Here is a 17,594-nt window from a genome sequence, read left to right on the forward strand (position 1 = left end):
GAAATGAACGCTCTTCCACATTTGTCGTAGAAGGATCCAACAGGTGCGAATCGCCACGATCACGAACTGGGCTTATGGTGTCACGGTGTGCCTGACCATTGCCTCCGGCATCGTCATGCTGATGGCTTCCCACGCCGATAACATCGAACGTGAAGCCGTTAAACAACGCCAGGTCTTCGATCAGCTGACGGAGGAGATCGAGACAGACACCTGGATGCTCTCCGATCTGGCGCGGCTTTACGTCATCCAAAAAGAGCCCGAGGTGCTTGAGAAATATCAGGCGAAAGAAGCCGAGCTGAAGAATATCGAACACACGCTGCGACAGCTCAAAAATACGGGGGCATCGGGCGAAGAGCTGGCGCTGCTGTACGACGGACTGAAAATTGTAGACGATCTACAGGATGAACAGCAGGCAGCCATTGACGGTATCGCCCGTGGCGAGGAACAGCAGGCCGTTTCGCTGCTGTTTGGTAAGAGCTATGAGCTGGAACTCGAACGGGCACACAACACTATCGAACGCTTTCGCATGCTGCTGGACAAGCGCATTATTGCCGACGTGCAGGCCGCAACCAAAACGTCCAAAACGCTTCGAACGGCCTCTGAGGTGATGGTCGGCCTGACCGCCCTGCTCTTCCTGTTTGTGATGGTTTTCATCCTCAAGCGCCGCGTACTCCGTCCGGTGGTGCGTCTGAGTGACGTAGTTCATCGTCTTGCATCGCAGGATTACGCCGTCGAAACGCCGAACTTTACCCAGGTTGATGAAATCGGTGATATGGCGCAGGCCATCCGCATCTTCCGTGAGAACGGGCTGGCAAGGCAGCGGCTGGAAAAAGAGCGCGATGCTGACTGGGCCATCCGCGAACTGCTGGCGCGAATGACCCAGCGGTTGCAGGGCTGTGAAAACTTTGCCGACGTGATGAATGTGGCGGAGCTGTTTGCACCCAATATTGCGCCGGGGGTTTCAGGGCGTCTGTATATTCTGGAACGCGAGCCGTGGCAGATGCGCTGTACGGCCGAATGGCTATCGCCAGAAGGGGATAAAAAGCCGTTCCATCCTGACGAATGCTGGGCCGTCCGGCGTGGTCAAAGCCATCCGCCAGTGAACGGCGAGCCGGATATCGGCTGTTATCATCTGCCCGAATCACAGGCGCAGCAATCGCTGTGCGTTCCCCTGATTGCTCAGGGCGAGGCGATTGGATTGCTCTCATTCCAGAACATCACGCCTGAAACCGCGCCGTCCCGCGCCTATCTGGAACTGATGGCCGAGGCGCTGGGACTGGCGCTGGCCAACCAGCGGCTGCGCGATGCGCTGCTGGAAAAAGCCCTGTTCGATCCCTTGACGGGGCTGCGTAACCGCCACCATCTGGAAGATACGTTACGTACTCAAATGAAGCAGGCGGTGCGTAACGAGGAGCCGGTAAGCTGCCTGATGATCGATATCGATCACTTCAAGAGCATTAATGACCGCTTTGGTCATGAGGCCGGCGATCTGGTGATTAAAAGCGTGGCAGCCATTATTCAACGGGCGGTACACGATAGCGGGCTGGCCTTCCGCTATGGGGGTGAAGAGTTTTTGGTGCTTCTTACCGGTGCAGATGAGGAAGCAGCGCACGCCGCTGCAACGGAGATCTACAACGGCGTGCATGCGCTTTCGCTGCGCTACGGGCTTTCGGAGATTGGCCCGGTGGATGTGTCGATCGGGATCGCCAGCTATCCGCAGCACGCCCAGAGCGATAATCTGCTGCGCGCGGCGGACGTCGCGTTGTACCGGGCGAAAGAGCTGGGCCGCTCGCGGATTGTCAGCTTTGGGATGCTGGAGGCGGGCTAAAGGGGTTATTCGAGCCTCAGGTTCAGGATCGCGCGATCGCCCAAAGCACCACCATACCCAGCAAATTACTCCGCTTTTCCACGTACAGGGTGCCATCGATTAAATAATATCCCTGAGGATAACAGATGCGGATCTCTCTCTTGAGTTCCGGCTCATAGACTTCCGCCCCCGAACAGCTATTTCTGCTGCCGGATTCATACCGGTAAGGTTGGCTCCAGGCAGAGTATTCTCCGTTCAGTAGCCAGGCCGCGGTAAAGATGACGAAAATGGCAACCGGCAGGCTGAAGATGATGAGGCCGAGGTAAAGTTTGACAACGTCAACAAGGGTTTTGTCTTTAAACGCCCTCTTCGCGGCGAACATCACCATCGCCACCAGCGGCAGCAGCAATGTGACAGCCGCAAGATACTGTTCCCCCAGGGCCGTAAGAAATGTCACGCGATAAATCTCGATTGACCAGACAACAAAGCCAAATATCAACGCTAACCCGCCAACGATGAGTGGAATTAAAAAGGCATAGCTATCTTTTTTCATGATGGACGGTTCCTTGTCATGCGTCTGCGGTAAGAAGGTTAAGCATCGCTCGGGTGGCTGCCGACTGACGGCGTTTTTACATCCTGATTATGATGGATAAACGTGGGGAGAGATAAAATATATAAACTAGTAGGATAACTAAATTATAATTCTTATACTTATGTTAAAACGTGGAGGCTGAAATGCGATTAATCCTAATGCTGTGCTGCTTTTTAGTGCAAAGCGTCACCCTGGCTGGTGAGTTGCCAAAACCTGCTGGTAAACCCATTTTAACGATTTACGGTAATATCGAGAACACGAATGAAAGTGGAAAAGCCGTGTTTGATATCGCCAGCCTTGAAAAACTCGGTATGGTGAGCTTCCAGACATCATCCCCCTGGTATAATGGCCGCACAAAGTTTGAGGGTGTTCCAATGAGCAAACTCATGGATTATATTGGCGCAAAGGGTAACGTGGTCAATGTTATAGCGCTTAATGATTACGCGACAGCCATCCCGCTGAGCGACTTTAAAAAATATAATGCCATACTCGCTTTGAAGGTTAATGGTGAATATATGCGCATCCGAGATAAAGGTCCGGCATTCATTGTATATCCCTACGACAGTCTTCCTGAATTAAATAATCAGATATATTATTCGCGATCGGCATGGCAGGTCAGCAAAATGAAGATTGAATAGCAGTTCAGGAGAACATAATGAACAGGATACTGGTTGGTATCATTTTTTCTCTTTTTATCACGACTGGATATATTGCTTTTCTTGTTTACGATCGACAGCAGGAGCTCCAAAAACTGACTCATTACACGGAGTCATGGTCTGTCGCCCAACTGGTATCCGAATATTACCGCTTTGAATCATGGCTTGGTCTGTACGCAACCGATTCCGATGACGTTACGATAGACCAGGTCCGGATGCGGCTGGAAATTATGCTAAGCCAGAATGATCTGTTTAAGGAGGGGGATTTAGGGCATTACATTAAAAACGTTCAGGCACATCATGACCTCGCGTTAAGCCTTGATAAAATCCTTACGTATCTGGATGCTAACCTCGAAAAAATGAGCCATTCGGATGTAAAAACATACCTTCATACCATGCATTTGCTGGATGCTCCACTCAGTCAGCTTTCATCAAGCGCGTTAACGAAAGACATTAGCACAATTAACAGTAGCAACCATAAAATACAGATCCTGTATTATATTTACTCAGCCCTCTCTTTACTGCTGATCATTCTGAGTATTATCCTGGGTTTTTTAACGATCTATCAAAATAAAAACATCCTTAAAGCGCACAGGCAGGTTGAAAGTCTTGCAGAAGAACTCCAGTTATCCAAGGAGACCCTACAGATTCAGAATTCAAAACTAGAGTATGACGTTTACCATGATTCCCTCACTGGCATGAAAAACCGTCTGTACTTCTGGGATGAGCTCAGCAAACTCAATCTTGAGGCCGAAGAAAATCATGTTCCCGTTACGGTAATGTTATTTGATTTAGACCGATTCAAAGAAGTCAACGATACCTATGGTCATGATGCTGGCGATTTACTGTTACGTCAGGTATCCAGGCGATTGACCGCCATGAGCAATATTTCAGACAGATTTTACCGTTTAGGCGGAGACGAGTTTGCTTTTTTAGCCAGTGGGTTAAACGAAAGCGAAGCCGTTTTACGCGCTAGAGAAATCAGCGAGAATATCAGTAAACCCTATACGATTAATAACCAGCTCATAAAAATTGCCACCTGCGTGGGTATTGTTTTATCAGATAATGAACGACGTGCTGATTATCTTTATAAGTTCGCCGATCTGGCGCTCTATGAAGCCAAAAAGGCAGGCTCACAGCAGATTAAAGTTTTCCGTCAGCGAATGCTTCAGAAGTTGCAGGAGAGCAGAACGCTTGAAAATGATATGGCAAGGGCGATAGAAAACAATGAGTTTATTGTTTATTACCAGCCTATTGTGAATTCCGTCAGCAAGGAAATTTACGGCTATGAAGCGCTTATTCGCTGGATGCATCCTGTAAAGGGAATGCTTTCCCCGGATAGCTTTATTTTCGCCGCTGAAAAAACAGGCATGATCAACGAGATAGGTAAAACCGTACTTAAACTGGCCTGTAGGGAAGCGGTCTCCTGGGCTGTTCCGGCCAGGATCTCCGTAAACGTCTCGCCTGTTCAATTAGGCAGCAAATCATTTATTAATACGGTGCAGACCGTTCTGGCTGAGACCGGGCTCCCGGCTAACCGTCTTGAGTTAGAGGTCACGGAGTCATCCCTCTTTAGTGACAGAAATAACCCCATTGCGATTCTGAAAAAACTCCGCGCACTGGGCGTAAGAATTTCCATTGATGATTTTGGCACGGGTTATTCGTCGCTCTCCAGACTCAGCGAACTGAATTTTGATAAAATCAAGATCGATAAATCTTTTGTCAATCCGATATCTACACAAGAAGATGCGCTTAATATTGTGAAGCTTATTACCGGTATGGCTAAGAGCCTTAATATGCGCGTTATAGCCGAGGGCGTTGAGACCGAAGAGCAGCTTGAGCGGCTTCAGGCTCTGGGTTGCGAGCTTGTGCAGGGATATCTTTTCAGCAAACCACAGCCTCGGGTCGACAGCAAAATTAAGAGCGGCCAGGAATGATTCCCTCTCCTCAGCCCGATGCCAACCGTGATCACGTTTTTCACCCCTGGGTATTCACTTATAAAAATCAGGTGTTATCATTCACCCCGTAAATACCTTTCAACTCAACCCGAGGCTTTGATGCTGGAGAATGTAATCATCCGATAATCAGCTTACCGACCTTTCCAGGCCGGACTGATTATCAATGCGCCGAAATCGAATGCGGACACCGCTGTGTGTTTGCACGTTTTGCACATGATGATTAAACAGGTTTTCCAGTATGAATTTATCCCGTCAGGAACAACGTACCTTACACGTTCTCGCCAAAGGTGGCCGTATTGTGCACGTCCGCAATACCTCCGGCCGCGTCACCGCCGTTGAATGCTATAGCCGCGAAGGGCTACTGCTGGCTGACTGCACGCTCGCCGTTTTCAAAAAGCTCAAAACCAAAAAGCTGATCAAATCCGTTAACGGTCAGCCCTACCGCATTAACACTACCGGGCTGAATAACGTCCGCGCCCAGCCCGATAACCGTTAAGGAGAGGATGATGGATATCCCACGTATTTTTACTGTTAGCGAAAGCGAACACCGCATTCATAACCCCTTTACGCAAGAGAAGTACGCGACGCTGGGCCGCGTGTTACGCATGAAGCGAGGCACACGCATTCTCGATCTTGGCAGCGGCTCGGGAGAGATGCTTTGCACCTGGGCACGTGATTACGGTATCACCGGTACCGGCATCGACATGAGCCCGCTCTTCACCGCGCAGGCCACGCGGCGCGCAGAGGAACTCGGCGTCAGCGAACGCGTCCATTTCATTCATAACGACGCGGCTGGCTATGTCGCGAATGAAAAATGTGACGTGGCGGCCTGCGTTGGCGCAACCTGGATTGCGGGTGGCGTAGCCGGGACGATGGATCTGCTGGCAAAAAGCCTCAAGCCCGGGGGAATAATGCTCATTGGCGAACCGTACTGGCGTCAGGTACCCGCGACGGAGGAGACAGCCCAGGCGTGCGGCGTCTCGTCGATTGCAGACTTTCTCACTCTGCCCGGTCTGGTTGCGTCTTTCGATCAACAGGGCTATGACCTGGTTGAAATGGTGCTGGCAGACCAGGAAGGCTGGGACAGGTACGAAGCCGCAAAATGGATGACCATGCGTCGCTGGCTGGAGGAAAACCCAGAAGATGACTTCGCGCAGGAGGTTCGGGCGGAGCTGACGATAGCGCCTGAACGTCATGTGACGTACTCGCGGGAGTACTTTGGCTGGGGGGTGTTTGCGTTAATGGCGCGATAATATGGCGCTGGCGGTATAGCCTTGGGGGTTATGCCGCCGATCAACAGACAGGGTTGAGCATTCAGCCAGAAAGTGCAGCATAGATGGGTTGAGTTGTTCAGGATGAACTGGATATTGATAGTAAGGCGCTACGCATCACCCAGGGCAAGACAGGTGCTCAAGGCTCGTTATAACGAACGCGGGGATATCAGCGAAGGCGCCGACGCCGAAGACCTGGTTTAAGAATAGTAAAGTATCAGGCTGGTAAATTCAGCCGTCCTGATACTTACGCGCATCAATTTTCAACAATTCAACATTGTATTTATTAATTAATTTCCGATTGGGCAAAAGCGACCAAAACATAACCGCCATATATAAACAAGACAACATCAAGATAATTCCAACAATCATATAGCCCGTACCATCCTTCAATAGCGTAGATGGAAATATAAGACCAAAAACAATATAGAAAATGGCAGCAAGTTTAGCACATAAACGATAGCGGCTATACTTACCCTTATAACGGATAAAGAACTTATCATATTTCTTCTGAATGTGGGGTGCTAAGTGTCCCCATCGCCATGATGGCATATTCAATTCGGAATGAGTCCTTATATACAGAACTAACTGCCTGAGTTTTTTGTTTTTCATTCCCAATACGCTTTTTTTAACATCCCTTTTTATTTCGGCTTTCATAAACTCCATTTCGAGAGGGTCAATATACTCAGAGTATTTTTCAAAAAGATGTGTATATCGCGTCGCTTTTGGTAGAAACCAACTCACATCTTTAAATAATTTATAAACGCCGACTGCTGCGGTTATAGACGTGATAACGAGCCCTGCAAATGTGAGTATATCTTTTATCTCCATACAACGATTCCTCCTGAGTAATAGCCATGAACAATATACTATGGGGAGACCTGGAATCCTATTACGAAAATCCCATCAACAATGGTATCCATGCCTATGCGGAGGGTGTCGAAGTAATGCTGTTCGCCTTGGCTACCTGTCCCAGCTCGTGGCACTTGCTCAGAACCGCTATCACGATGCGCCGAAAGAAAATGTTTTTACAGGGCATAAACTGGATGTACAAAATGATCGAGAAAGCTACGAACCTTTTAGCGGTGACGAACTGACTAAGGTATATACGGTGCTTGATGAAGAGATGAAAGCAGTAGCGATGGTGGGGATGTATAGCGGCATGAGATTAAACGAAATCTGCTCTCTGCGACTCAGCAATATCAAAACTATTGAGGGGAGTTGGTGTTTCGAGGTGACGGAAGGTAAGACACGCAATGCGGCTCGCCTGGTTCCAATTCATAGTCGATTGACGACGCTCGTTAAAGACCTCATCCAGAACAACCACAATGGCTACTTATTCTACTATGCCAGCATCACAGAACGTGCAGATGGCAAGCGCTCAACGTGGCATACACAGCGATTTATACGGGCTAAACGTAAAGCGTTGGGTGAAAAAGGCACGGAGCGGAAGGTGTTTCATAGTCTGCGAGGAATGTTTATCAGCCAGCTTGATCGGCATGGTGTACCAGAGGACAGGATCGCTTTGATTGTGGGTCATGAGCGAGGGAAAACGGAGAGTTTCAGAACCTACAGCAAAGGCGCGGGGATGAAAGAACTATCGGAGTATGTAGAGTTGGTAAGTTACGGTAATATAGAATGAAAACAAGGGGCAAGCCCTGCCCCTTTCAGAATGGGAGAGTGCCGGTACATGGACCTACAAGCATGGGATAACATTATCTCTATCGCTTCGAATGCAGTGACAGCGCTGGGTGTGGTTGGAGGTGTAGTTTTTGGCGGTTCGAAACTGAAAGACTATCTTGATGTAAAAAAGAACGATATTGCTTTTCACACCGCGTTAGCATTATATGATGAGATCACAAACACTCGTGCTAAGTATAGCCAAATACGTATTTCATTAAATTATGTAATGAACATGTTGGGTGAACTATGCAAAAGCAATACAAATATTACTTCTAGTTCATATTTCCAAATTCAAGAAATAGGCACCACCGCTTTTCAGAATTCATTGACCATTGGCAACCTCCTTATCAAAACCAACAACTTCAATGTATTATTTAAAGGTGATTCATTTCCCAAAATACATGATATCGTTAACACCACTAATAAAATATCACTTAATATCACTAATTTCTTCGCTTGTGCCATCAACTCATCAAAAGGGAAATTAATTTCAAAAGAAGAACTAGAAATATTATCAGGACACTATAAAGAATATGAAAAACTGACAAGTGAATATCTAGACAAGTGTTCTGAAATACAGAAAACAAAGTTTGAGGACTTCATTATGTTTAAATAAAAAAGCCGGGATTAACCCGGCTCTTATGTTTTATTCTTTCTCAACTTCAACAGCGCTTCACTGATAGCCTTCTCAAGCCCGTTTTGTTCAACGTCCATCATGAACGAAGAGCGTGGAACCTTCAGGAACCGACACACGGCGCTAACATTCAGAAAGTCTGAAACGCGCTCGTCTGCAACAATCAGCAGTGGGAAACCGTTATTCGTCTGAAATTGAATTTTCATAGTAATCACCTCTTCTTTGCCTCGCCCTCTATCACCTGCCGTGTAGGTTTGACTATAGCCAAATCGCCAACAGCGGTGGTATGGGCAATTCTTCACGGTGGGGCCAAATGGTCAGCCCCAAAATCCGCTTTCTTACGCTGTGTCGTTCGTTAGTCGTGTAGTGAAATCCGGACGGTACACAACAGGCAAGATAGAGCTTTCTGCGAATAGCTCAACGTTTTTAAACTTGTCTTGTACGCTCCAGATAATGGTGGAACATACGGGGCTGTTACGTTGGCTGTTTACGATTGTGTGGGGAAAGTAATTCATGATGGCAACGCCGCTAGGAGGATATCGCCTGTTGTTGGTGGGTTGTCTGATGGTGAAACCGGATGAATGCATCTATTTTATGTCGGAGGCCTCACTGTACACGCATAAGAGAATACTGAGTCTATTAACCCCCTTAGTTGTGGGAAAACATCAGAAAAGAGACGTCAGAGACAGTAAAAAGTCTATGCAAAAACAGACCTCTTTTATGCAGTGTTTATGCACTCGGTTTTATCGCCTTTTCACTAGAAAACATCGCTAAATAAGGCTTATAGCCTAATTAGGTCATGAGGCTGATCGCGTGGTGTACATAACGTACAATATGTTAAATGGCTGTACAATTAGTGAACACAGGCACTTCAAAACATCAAGTTATCTCCCTTGCCTCAGCCCAAAGCAGCATTGTGTAACTGCACTGCTTGTTGCAGTGAGGCGTGTCGCTGAAGGCATCACGTAGCGATATTTGGCGAAGAAAAGCGCTTTTCACCGAGGGCCTGGGCTGACGGTCTAGCAGATCACCAACAGAGCTGGGGATATTTTCAACAGGAGAATGTAAACTTGGAGGATAAAGAGCCGGGACACTTACGGGGCAGGTTGTAGAAATGAAGAAAATTTTACTATTTGTTGTGGCACTGCTGCCGCTGGCGGCTCATGCAGGAAAAATCACCATGAGCAACCCCGACGAACAAGTATTAAAGGGCGGGAGGAGGCTTTGCACTTACGAAAACAACATTTATCTGTTCACGCTGGTGACGCGCTCACAGTCCTGTCCTCACTCCAAGACGTTTGAGGCATCAGAGAACGAAAAATAGTTACTTGCTCTACTTCATATTGGATGAAATTTAATCGCAATGGTGATGGTGATGGTGATATGCTAAAGAAGAAATGGGTTAAGAATTTGTTGTTTTTCATCGCATTAGCACTCATAGGTGCTGGTGTATTTGTCACACTTATAGTAGGAGCAACTGAGGGAACTGTTGTCATTGTAACAGGTTTCGGGTTGATGGTGCTTACTCAATTTGAATGGCATGAAATAAAGCTCTTAGGCATGGAAGCAAAATTAAGAGATACTATTAACGATGCTGAAAAAGTTTTAGAGAGTTTAAGAAAAGTTTCCTTACCTATTTCTGAAGTAGCTATTTCATTAGCCTCCAGAACCGGACGTCTAGATACAGCAACATCAAACAAAGATCTTTATAAATTAGTATCTTCAATTTCGAGTGAACTTGAACAAATTGGAGTTAAGCAAGATGAATTAACCGCAATCAAACACGATTGGTTTTACTTTACTACTTTTGACATGTGCTCATTGCTCTCAAATAAAATCATAACTATTCTTCAGGATCATCATAAAGAAGCAAGCAAAATCTATCAACAGTGGGTTGGAAATAAACCTATTAACGATACAGAAAAACAGCTTGAACTTCTAAAACCCGTTCGGGATGCAAGTGCTGAAATTGAAGAATTCCGTCATGCTTTCTGGAAAAAACCCTATAAAGACATCCCTGGAATTCTCAAGAAGTTAATAGATGATAGTAAAGTCCTTACAATGAATGAAAAACAAATATTCTGGAAAGAAAATGAAGAAAGCTGGAATGATGTTCTTTATTTTATTGAAAAAAATGAATTTAGACGACCAGAAGTTTGGTTAGCTGCGTAATTAATATATTGGGGCTAAATGCCCCAATAATGTTAACAACTATGCTTATAATAACTATGGTAAGGGCTTCCAAGGTACTAAATAAAATTCTTCTCCAAGACACTCAACACTGAGTCTTTCCCAGTTTATAATTGCTTTGGCAGGGAAATCCCCCCTGTTAGGCAATACATAACCTACTGCCCCAGGAATAATAAACGAATCATTTATAATTTCTTTCCCCGGTCTGCTTTCAAAAGCAGTACGATCTGCAAGATAAAACCAACCGTCATGACTAGGCTTTTGGAAAACAAGTCCGTAGGTGATATCTTTCGAGTCAATGATCTTGAACTCATCATAGAGCATCGGCTGCCCATTAGTGCCAAGTTCAATGATACGCACTATACTGGGAGCAGTTCCAGGTGGAGTAGCGCTCATTAAAGCATCTAAAACTTCTTGGTCACGAGAGGTGGGTTCATCTGTATTCAGCCACGTCTCGACCATATGTTCCTTACCTTGCGCAAGAAAATAAATCCTAAAGTATCCCGCCATTATCAATGCCTCCGCACAGTGTTTAAACCGAACCAGCATAACTTAAAATTTCAACAATAGAAGCCATAAAGCCCCATTAGTGGTAAAGAGGCAAGCGGAGCCGTTAGGCGACTACATCAATGTTCAGAATGATCACACCTTATCAGGGTGCTCGTGTACCTTTCGGAGCGTGAGCGAAGCGCTGGCAGAGCCTGCATGTCGTGTGCAGGTACGTTTACCACTATTCACCTGTTTACGTGGCTCATACGGCCACACATCGGGCTTAAATGCGTGTGATCAATCTGTTTCGGGAGGATTTAGAGACGTTGGCAGCGTCATCAGCTTCGAGTTGATAGCGGTTCGTATGGACTGTTCACGCTTTGTACCTGTTCGAGCTTTACAACTACAGGCCGCTACGTGCTAACATCCCTGAATAGCCACTGTTAACCATAGCGGCAACTGTTGGTCATAGAATCCCTTAAAAAAAGATTGTATCTTGAGAGCGATAATCGCCTTAAGATATTGTTTTTAAAGGATTTTGTTGTGTGAGTGCCGATAATAGGAGTCGAACCTACGACCTTCGCATTACGAATGCGCTGCTCTACCAACTGAGCTATATCGGCCCTGAGAGGCCGGTTACGAGCGTAACCACGGGGCAAAAGAGTAGATCTAACCGGGTGATGCGTCAATGCCCTTTTGAATCAAACGGCTATTTTTGCATCACCCGAGATTATTTACGCACGAATGGTATCATCACCGAAGCCGATCCACTTGTAGGTGGTCAGCGCTTCCAGCCCCATCGGACCGCGGGCATGCAGCTTCTGAGTGCTCACAGCCACCTCCGCGCCAAGACCAAACTGGCCGCCGTCGGTGAAGCGCGTCGAGGCATTCACGTAAACCGCAGACGAATCCACTTCATTCACAAAACGATCGGCATTGCGCAGGGTGCGCGTCAGGATCGCGTCAGAATGCTGGGTTCCGTGTTCACGAATGTGCGCAATAGCGTCATCGAGATCCGCAACTACCTTCACGTTCAGATCCAGCGACAAATACTCATCGTCGTACTGCTCCGCGTTAACCGGAACGACCTTTGCCGGACCGTCTTTCAGCAGGGCGAGAGCCTTCTCGTCCGCATGCAGCGTAACGCCACTTTCCGCCATCTGCTTGCTCAGCGCTGGCAGGAAGGTACTGGCGATGCCCTGATGCACCAGCAGCGTTTCCACCGTATTACAGGTGCTTGGACGCTGAGTTTTAGCGTTGACGATAATCTTCAGTGCAGGTTCGATCTCCGCGGTGTCATCCACCACGATATGGCATACGCCGATACCGCCGGTAATGACCGGAATGGTGGAATGCTCACGGCACAGCTTGTGCAGGCCCGCGCCGCCGCGTGGGATGAGCATGTCGATGTGTTTGTCCATGCGCAGCATCTCGTTGACCAGCGCGCGGTCGGGGCTTTCAATCGCCTGCACGGCAGCCGCCGGTAAGCCGCACTCCTCCAGCGCCTGCTGAATGACGTTCACCGTCGCGGCGTTGGTGCGCCAGGTCTCTTTCCCGCCACGCAGGATAGCGGCGTTACCGGTTTTCAGGCACAGGGAGGCAACATCCACCGTCACGTTTGGACGCGCTTCGTAAATCACACCGATGACGCCGAGTGGCACACGACGACGCTCAAGGCGTAACCCGCTGTCGAGCACCCCACCGTCAATCACCTGCCCTACCGGGTCGGCGAGGTTGCACACCTGACGGACGTCGTCGGCGATACCTTTCAAACGCGCCGGGGTCAATGCCAGACGGTCGAGCATCGCTTCGCTCAAGCCGTTGCGACGCGCTTCCAGCAGATCCTGCTCGTTGGCGAGCAAAATTTCCTGCGACTGGGATTCCAGATAATCAGCGATTTTTTCCAGCACGCGGTTTTTCTCGCGGCTGGAAAGGAGCGCCAGTTTATACGAGGCGGCTTTCGCGGCTGCGCCCATTTGTTCCAGCATGTTCTGGCTCCTTAACGAATAATCATGTCGTCGCGATGCACGGCAACCGGGCCATATTCATAGCCCAGGATGGCGTCGATCTGCTGGGAATGGTGGCCAGCAATCCGACGCAGCGCGTCGCTGTTATAACGGCTTACGCCATGAGCGATGTCGCGACCTTCAAGGTTACGGATTCGGATCACTTCACCACGCGAGAAGTTGCCTGTCACGCTTTTAATTCCTTTTGGAAGCAACGAGCTTCCTCTTTCCAGAATAGCGGCGGTCGCGCCTTCATCCACGGTCAATTCACCAGCCGGGGGCGCGCCAAAGATCCAGCGCTTGCGGTTTTCCAGCGGGGAGTCCTGGGCGTGGAAGCGTGTGCCCACAGAGATGCCTTCCATCACATCACCTATCACGCCCGGACGGCTGCCCGCGGCAATGATGGTGTCGATACCGGCCCGGCACGCCACGTCCGCAGCCTGGAGCTTGGTGCCCATACCGCCTGTCCCAAGACCAGAAACGCTGTCTCCCGCAATGGCACGCAGCGCATCGTCAATGCCGTGAACGTCTTTGATCAGTTCTGCCTGTGGATTGGAACGCGGGTCAGCGGTAAACAGCCCCTGCTGATCGGTCAGAAGCAGCAGCTTATCGGCCCCTGCCAGGATCGCCGCCAGCGCAGAGAGGTTATCGTTGTCGCCTACTTTGATTTCAGCGGTGGCAACAGCGTCGTTTTCGTTGATGACCGGAACGATATGGTTATCCAGCAGCGCGCGCAGCGTATCGCGGGCGTTCAGGAAACGTTCCCTGTCTTCCATATCCGCACGCGTCAGCAGCATCTGCCCAACGTGAATGCCATAAATGGAGAACAGTTGTTCCCAGAGCTGTATGAGTCGGCTTTGTCCTACGGCGGCCAGCAGCTGTTTGGAGGCGATCGTCGCGGGGAGCTCGGGGTAGCCCAGGTGTTCACGCCCGGCGGCAATCGCCCCGGAGGTCACAATCACAATACGATGCCCTGCGGCATGCAACTGAGCGCACTGACGTACAAGCTCAACGATATGGGCACGATTAAGGCGGCGCGATCCGCCTGTTAACACACTGGTACCGAGTTTTACCACCAGCGTCTGGCTGTCACTCATGATTCTCTGCCGTTCAACAATAAGGGAAAATGATGTCAGTCAGACGTTTTAACAGGTGTCAGCCCCGTTGCCAACTGCCTTAGCACATCACCCGTCACTTTGTTGCGCGGGATCAGGAAGCGTAGCGGCAGATTTTGACAATTTTATTACCGAAAAATTAAAACATACTTTTTTAGACATATTCTTACTTTGTCATAAAACGTTCACCCACTAACGATAAAACCCTTCCTGTTTTTCACGGGGTAATAAGTTGAATCTTATTGCTCAGCGAATATTAGCGCGTTTTTATAAAATCAGGATTGAAAATGAAAAAGAGCACTCTGGCATTAGTGGTAATGGGCGTAGTTGCATCCACATCTGTTCACGCAGCAGAAGTTTATAATAAAAACGGTAATAAACTGGACGTGTACGGCAAAGTAAAAGCAATGCACTACCTCAGTGATGATGACGCGAAGGATGGTGATCAGACTTACGTTCGTTTTGGCTTTAAGGGTGAAACGCAGATTAACGATCAGCTGACGGGCTACGGACGTTGGGAAGCAGAGTTCGCGGGTAACAAAGCAGAAAGCGATTCTTCTCAAAAAACGCGCCTGGCATTTGCGGGTATTAAACTGAAAGATTTTGGTTCTTTTGATTACGGTCGTAATCTGGGTGCGCTGTATGACGTCGCCGCATACACCGATATGTTCCCGGAGTTCGGCGGTGACGGCCTGGCGCAGACCGATAACTTCATGACGAAACGCGCTTCCGGTCTGGCCACATACCGTAATACCGATTTCTTTGGCATGGTTGACGGTCTTAATATGACCCTGCAATATCAGGGTAAAAATGAAAACCGCGACGTGAAGAAGCAAAACGGTGACGGCTTCGGTACCTCCCTGAGCTATGACTTCGGCGGCAGCGATTTCTCTGTGATTGGTGCGTATGCCAACTCCGATCGCACCAATGAGCAAAACCTTCAGGCACGCGGCGAAGGTAAAAAAGCAGAAGGCTGGGCGACCGGTCTGAAATATGATGCCAACGATATATATCTGGCCACTCTCTATTCTGAAACCCGCAATATGGCCCCTATTTCCGGTGGCTTTGCAAATAAAGCGCAAAACTTCGAAGTGGTTGCGCAATATCAGTTTGACTTTGGTCTGCGCCCATCTCTGGGTTACGTGCAGTCTAAAGGCAAAGATATCGAAGGCATCGGCGATGAAGATATCGTGAAATACATCGATGTAGGTGCGACCTATTATTTCAACAAAAACATGTCTGCGTTTGTTGATTATAAAATCAACCAGATCGATGACGATAATAAACTGGGCGTAAGCAGCGATGATATCGTTGCGCTGGGCATGACCTACCAGTTCTGATGTTGTGGTAATAAAAAAACCGGCGCTGAGCCGGTTTTTTTGTGCCCGGTGACGCTGTGCTTACCGGACCTGGGGAGTAATACGTTTTTAGGCCGGGTAAGGCGTAGCCGCCACCCGGCGCTGTGACATCATCAGGCTCTCAGTTTCACCGCTTCGCTGGAAAAATCGTCCGCAGGCTCCAGCTTCAGATCCAGCGTTGCCAGCAGGTCGCGAGCTCTGCCGTGAAATTCTTTTAGCGTATGCTCCAGGCGATCGATCACTTCCTGATCTTTGATGCTCGTCGCCTGCCAGTGCCCGTCTTTATTAAACAGGCCAAACTGATAGCTATAGGTAAAACGGTTTTCCTGTGCTTCCATTTCCATCCACCAGCCCCAGAACTCACGTTTTTCGGGTGCAGGCTTCACGTTGACGCAAACAGCCAGGCAGTCGAAAAAAAAGCGATTCTCTTCACACTGCTCTTCTCGAATATACGGGCCAAGAGCCATGAACTTCTTAATCAGTCTACTTTTCGGGTGTCCACTCGGTAACGTCATTGCGATCTCCTTTTGTGAAGCACTGTTTTACCAAACCAACGAAATTTAGCAAACTATTAACACAATCTCTGCGTGATCCAGCGTGTGATCTCTTTAAGCGCTTTGTCAAAATTCTGGTACACCGGGCTGAAGGGTACCTCCAGCAATTTGCCATCCGAAGATGACGAGGTGATTAAGCGTGACTCCTCTTCCGGGCTAAATGGATCGTTCTTCCAGAAACCGGACATCATCGGGGTTGGGCAACGGCGGCCCAGCAAGCCCTGCGTTTTTAAAGAATACCGATTAAGTTCAATGCGCAACGCTTCATCTGAAGCATCATGCATGCCAAGTCGGCTCGCCAGCACGTCCAGATACATTTCAGGAACGCTACCCTGACGCGCAGGATCGCTTAACAGTGCATGCACTACCGGGCCAAGACAGGCGACGGCCTTCAGGCGGGAAGATTCAAGGTAGGCCAGCCGTACCGCGACGTTAGCGCCAAAGCGGAAGCCAAACGCACCTACCCGGGTATGGTCAACCCAGGGGATATTCTCCAGCGCTTTTAATGCATGCTGGTGCAGCAGGCTGGAATCTTGCGTAAGTTTCCATTTGGATGAAAAACCAATTGATGGCATATCGAGCGTCAGCATGGCGATCCCGTTTGGGGCAAAGTAGCGCTCATACAGGCTGTAATAATCAATTTGTAACGAATCCAGGCCGCCGCACATCAGAACCGTCGGGAACGGGCCTTCCCCCTCCGGCATATGCAGGAATCCAGTCACCGGGCTACCGCCGGGAATGGCGAACTCAATTTCACGCATCCGGCCAGGCAGCCGCTGGGCGGCCTCTTCATAAGCCCGGTTTGCCAGCGCCTGGGCCTGCTCCGCCAGTTCGTCTCCTTTCAGATGCGGGTATGCAGCGATGCTGTAAAGGTTTGCCGCATGCAGCCAGTGTTTGCCGCTGAGAGTGGCATCTTCTTCCTGGCTCGCTTTTTGCTGCCAGAGCATGGCCTGCTTTGACCATTCGTAGATCCAGTTCCCACCACGGTAGCCCACTACCGTGTCGTAGAGATCGCTGTCGGTGCGCTCAGACTCGCTCATCACGATACGCGCCTGCACGTCGAGGATTTCGCGCGGGTCGATACCACGCCAGATCCACATCAGGCGGTTAATCATGCGATACCAGTGGGGCACGTTTTTACCATCTAACGCTGACTGTACAGCAGGCATGGTCCCCGGATTAAACCGACGCACCAGCGTCGAGGTTTCAGGGTGCTTGAAACGGGGTTTGAAAAGAGTTTCGGTGAGATTCGCCTGCGCCATTGCGTTGCCTCCATGGATA

Annotated in this window: 17 protein-coding genes, 1 tRNA gene and 1 pseudogene; 10 read left to right on the plus strand and 9 right to left on the minus strand. The window is 49.0% G+C overall.

The window, feature by feature from the left end; translation table 11 throughout:
• Nucleotides 1-43: 43 nt before the first annotated feature.
• On the plus strand, nucleotides 44-1,828 hold the full coding sequence (locus ACNQ0T_RS10920; protein ID WP_048966040.1) for a diguanylate cyclase: 1,785 nt from the start codon (nucleotides 44-46) through the stop codon (nucleotides 1,826-1,828).
• A 22-nt stretch (nucleotides 1,829-1,850) separates the two neighbouring features.
• Here the strand turns inward: ACNQ0T_RS10920 and ACNQ0T_RS10925 are convergent, their stop codons facing one another.
• Nucleotides 1,851-2,360, minus strand: a complete 510-nt coding sequence (locus tag ACNQ0T_RS10925; RefSeq protein WP_157508335.1) for a hypothetical protein — start codon at nucleotides 2,358-2,360, stop codon at nucleotides 1,851-1,853.
• 182 nt (nucleotides 2,361-2,542) lie between these two features.
• Between ACNQ0T_RS10925 and ACNQ0T_RS10930 the strand changes: the two genes are divergently transcribed.
• The 4 genes from ACNQ0T_RS10930 to ACNQ0T_RS10945 all read left to right on the plus strand — a co-directional run bounded on the left by ACNQ0T_RS10930 (nucleotide 2,543) and on the right by ACNQ0T_RS10945 (nucleotide 6,266).
• The gene (locus ACNQ0T_RS10930) at nucleotides 2,543-3,037 is read left to right on the plus strand and encodes a molybdopterin-dependent oxidoreductase (protein WP_022647187.1); all 495 of its coding nucleotides are present in this window, start codon (nucleotides 2,543-2,545) and stop codon (nucleotides 3,035-3,037) included.
• 17 nt (nucleotides 3,038-3,054) lie between these two features.
• On the plus strand, nucleotides 3,055-4,992 hold the full coding sequence (locus ACNQ0T_RS10935) for a putative bifunctional diguanylate cyclase/phosphodiesterase (RefSeq protein ID WP_417930029.1): 1,938 nt from the start codon (nucleotides 3,055-3,057) through the stop codon (nucleotides 4,990-4,992).
• Nucleotides 4,993-5,251: 259 nt separating this feature from the next.
• Nucleotides 5,252-5,509 carry a YjhX family toxin gene (locus ACNQ0T_RS10940; protein ID WP_022647185.1) on the plus strand — a complete coding sequence of 86 codons (258 nt, stop codon included), beginning with the start codon at nucleotides 5,252-5,254 and terminating at the stop codon, nucleotides 5,507-5,509.
• Between the two features lie 10 nt (nucleotides 5,510-5,519).
• Nucleotides 5,520-6,266 carry an SAM-dependent methyltransferase gene (locus tag ACNQ0T_RS10945; protein ID WP_022647184.1) on the plus strand — a complete coding sequence of 249 codons (747 nt, stop codon included), beginning with the start codon at nucleotides 5,520-5,522 and terminating at the stop codon, nucleotides 6,264-6,266.
• A 249-nt stretch (nucleotides 6,267-6,515) separates the two neighbouring features.
• On the opposite strand, the gene ACNQ0T_RS10950 is transcribed toward ACNQ0T_RS10945, so the two are convergent.
• Nucleotides 6,516-7,115 carry a hypothetical protein gene (locus ACNQ0T_RS10950; RefSeq protein WP_045308927.1) on the minus strand — a complete coding sequence of 200 codons (600 nt, stop codon included), beginning with the start codon at nucleotides 7,113-7,115 and terminating at the stop codon, nucleotides 6,516-6,518.
• A 136-nt stretch (nucleotides 7,116-7,251) separates the two neighbouring features.
• Between ACNQ0T_RS10950 and ACNQ0T_RS10955 the strand changes: the two are divergent.
• Nucleotides 7,252-7,926, plus strand: a pseudogene (locus ACNQ0T_RS10955) (site-specific integrase); the annotation flags it as partial.
• A 48-nt stretch (nucleotides 7,927-7,974) separates the two neighbouring features.
• Nucleotides 7,975-8,583, plus strand: a complete 609-nt coding sequence (locus ACNQ0T_RS10960; RefSeq protein ID WP_199126354.1) for a hypothetical protein — start codon at nucleotides 7,975-7,977, stop codon at nucleotides 8,581-8,583.
• A gap of 23 nt (nucleotides 8,584-8,606) precedes the next feature.
• Here ACNQ0T_RS10960 and ACNQ0T_RS10965 read toward each other — a convergent pair whose 3' ends face one another.
• Nucleotides 8,607-8,807: a hypothetical protein gene (locus ACNQ0T_RS10965; RefSeq protein ID WP_045308928.1), complete on the minus strand. Its 201-nt coding sequence runs from the start codon at nucleotides 8,805-8,807 to the stop codon at nucleotides 8,607-8,609.
• A gap of 908 nt (nucleotides 8,808-9,715) precedes the next feature.
• On the opposite strand from ACNQ0T_RS10965, the gene ACNQ0T_RS10970 reads away from it, so the two are divergent.
• Together ACNQ0T_RS10970 and ACNQ0T_RS10975 are read left to right on the plus strand one after the other, a co-directional pair.
• Nucleotides 9,716-9,925 carry a hypothetical protein gene (locus ACNQ0T_RS10970; RefSeq protein ID WP_199126352.1) on the plus strand — a complete coding sequence of 70 codons (210 nt, stop codon included), beginning with the start codon at nucleotides 9,716-9,718 and terminating at the stop codon, nucleotides 9,923-9,925.
• A 59-nt stretch (nucleotides 9,926-9,984) separates the two neighbouring features.
• Entirely contained in the window at nucleotides 9,985-10,773 is a 789-nt protein-coding gene (locus ACNQ0T_RS10975) for a hypothetical protein (protein ID WP_199126350.1), read from the plus strand.
• A 54-nt stretch (nucleotides 10,774-10,827) separates the two neighbouring features.
• Here the strand turns inward: ACNQ0T_RS10975 and ACNQ0T_RS10980 are convergent, their stop codons facing one another.
• From ACNQ0T_RS10980 to proB, 4 genes are all read right to left on the minus strand, one after another.
• Nucleotides 10,828-11,301: a hypothetical protein gene (locus ACNQ0T_RS10980; RefSeq protein WP_265186656.1), complete on the minus strand. Its 474-nt coding sequence runs from the start codon at nucleotides 11,299-11,301 to the stop codon at nucleotides 10,828-10,830.
• Nucleotides 11,302-11,830: 529 nt separating this feature from the next.
• Nucleotides 11,831-11,903, minus strand: a tRNA-Thr gene (locus tag ACNQ0T_RS10985).
• Nucleotides 11,904-12,014: 111 nt separating this feature from the next.
• Nucleotides 12,015-13,268: a glutamate-5-semialdehyde dehydrogenase gene (gene proA / locus ACNQ0T_RS10990; RefSeq protein WP_022647151.1), complete on the minus strand. Its 1,254-nt coding sequence runs from the start codon at nucleotides 13,266-13,268 to the stop codon at nucleotides 12,015-12,017.
• Nucleotides 13,269-13,279: 11 nt separating this feature from the next.
• A complete protein-coding gene (gene proB / locus ACNQ0T_RS10995) occupies nucleotides 13,280-14,383 on the minus strand; it encodes a glutamate 5-kinase (protein ID WP_126504231.1) in 1,104 nt (367 codons plus the stop codon).
• A gap of 305 nt (nucleotides 14,384-14,688) precedes the next feature.
• Here proB and phoE point away from each other — a divergent pair, with 305 nt between their 5' ends.
• A complete protein-coding gene (phoE, locus tag ACNQ0T_RS11000; RefSeq protein WP_063151178.1) occupies nucleotides 14,689-15,741 on the plus strand; it encodes a phosphoporin PhoE in 1,053 nt (350 codons plus the stop codon).
• A 131-nt stretch (nucleotides 15,742-15,872) separates the two neighbouring features.
• On the opposite strand, the gene crl is transcribed toward phoE, so the two are convergent.
• Together crl and frsA are read right to left on the minus strand one after the other, a co-directional pair.
• The gene (gene crl / locus ACNQ0T_RS11005) at nucleotides 15,873-16,274 is read right to left on the minus strand and encodes a sigma factor-binding protein Crl (protein ID WP_022647149.1); all 402 of its coding nucleotides are present in this window, start codon (nucleotides 16,272-16,274) and stop codon (nucleotides 15,873-15,875) included.
• A gap of 56 nt (nucleotides 16,275-16,330) precedes the next feature.
• Nucleotides 16,331-17,575, minus strand: a complete 1,245-nt coding sequence (frsA, locus tag ACNQ0T_RS11010; RefSeq protein ID WP_038415404.1) for an esterase FrsA — start codon at nucleotides 17,573-17,575, stop codon at nucleotides 16,331-16,333.
• Nucleotides 17,576-17,594: the final 19 nt, after the last annotated feature.

Source organism: Enterobacter cloacae complex sp.6700776 (assembly GCF_048284255.1).
In the GTDB taxonomy this organism is placed as follows: Bacteria; Pseudomonadota; Gammaproteobacteria; order Enterobacterales; family Enterobacteriaceae; genus Enterobacter; species Enterobacter intestinihominis.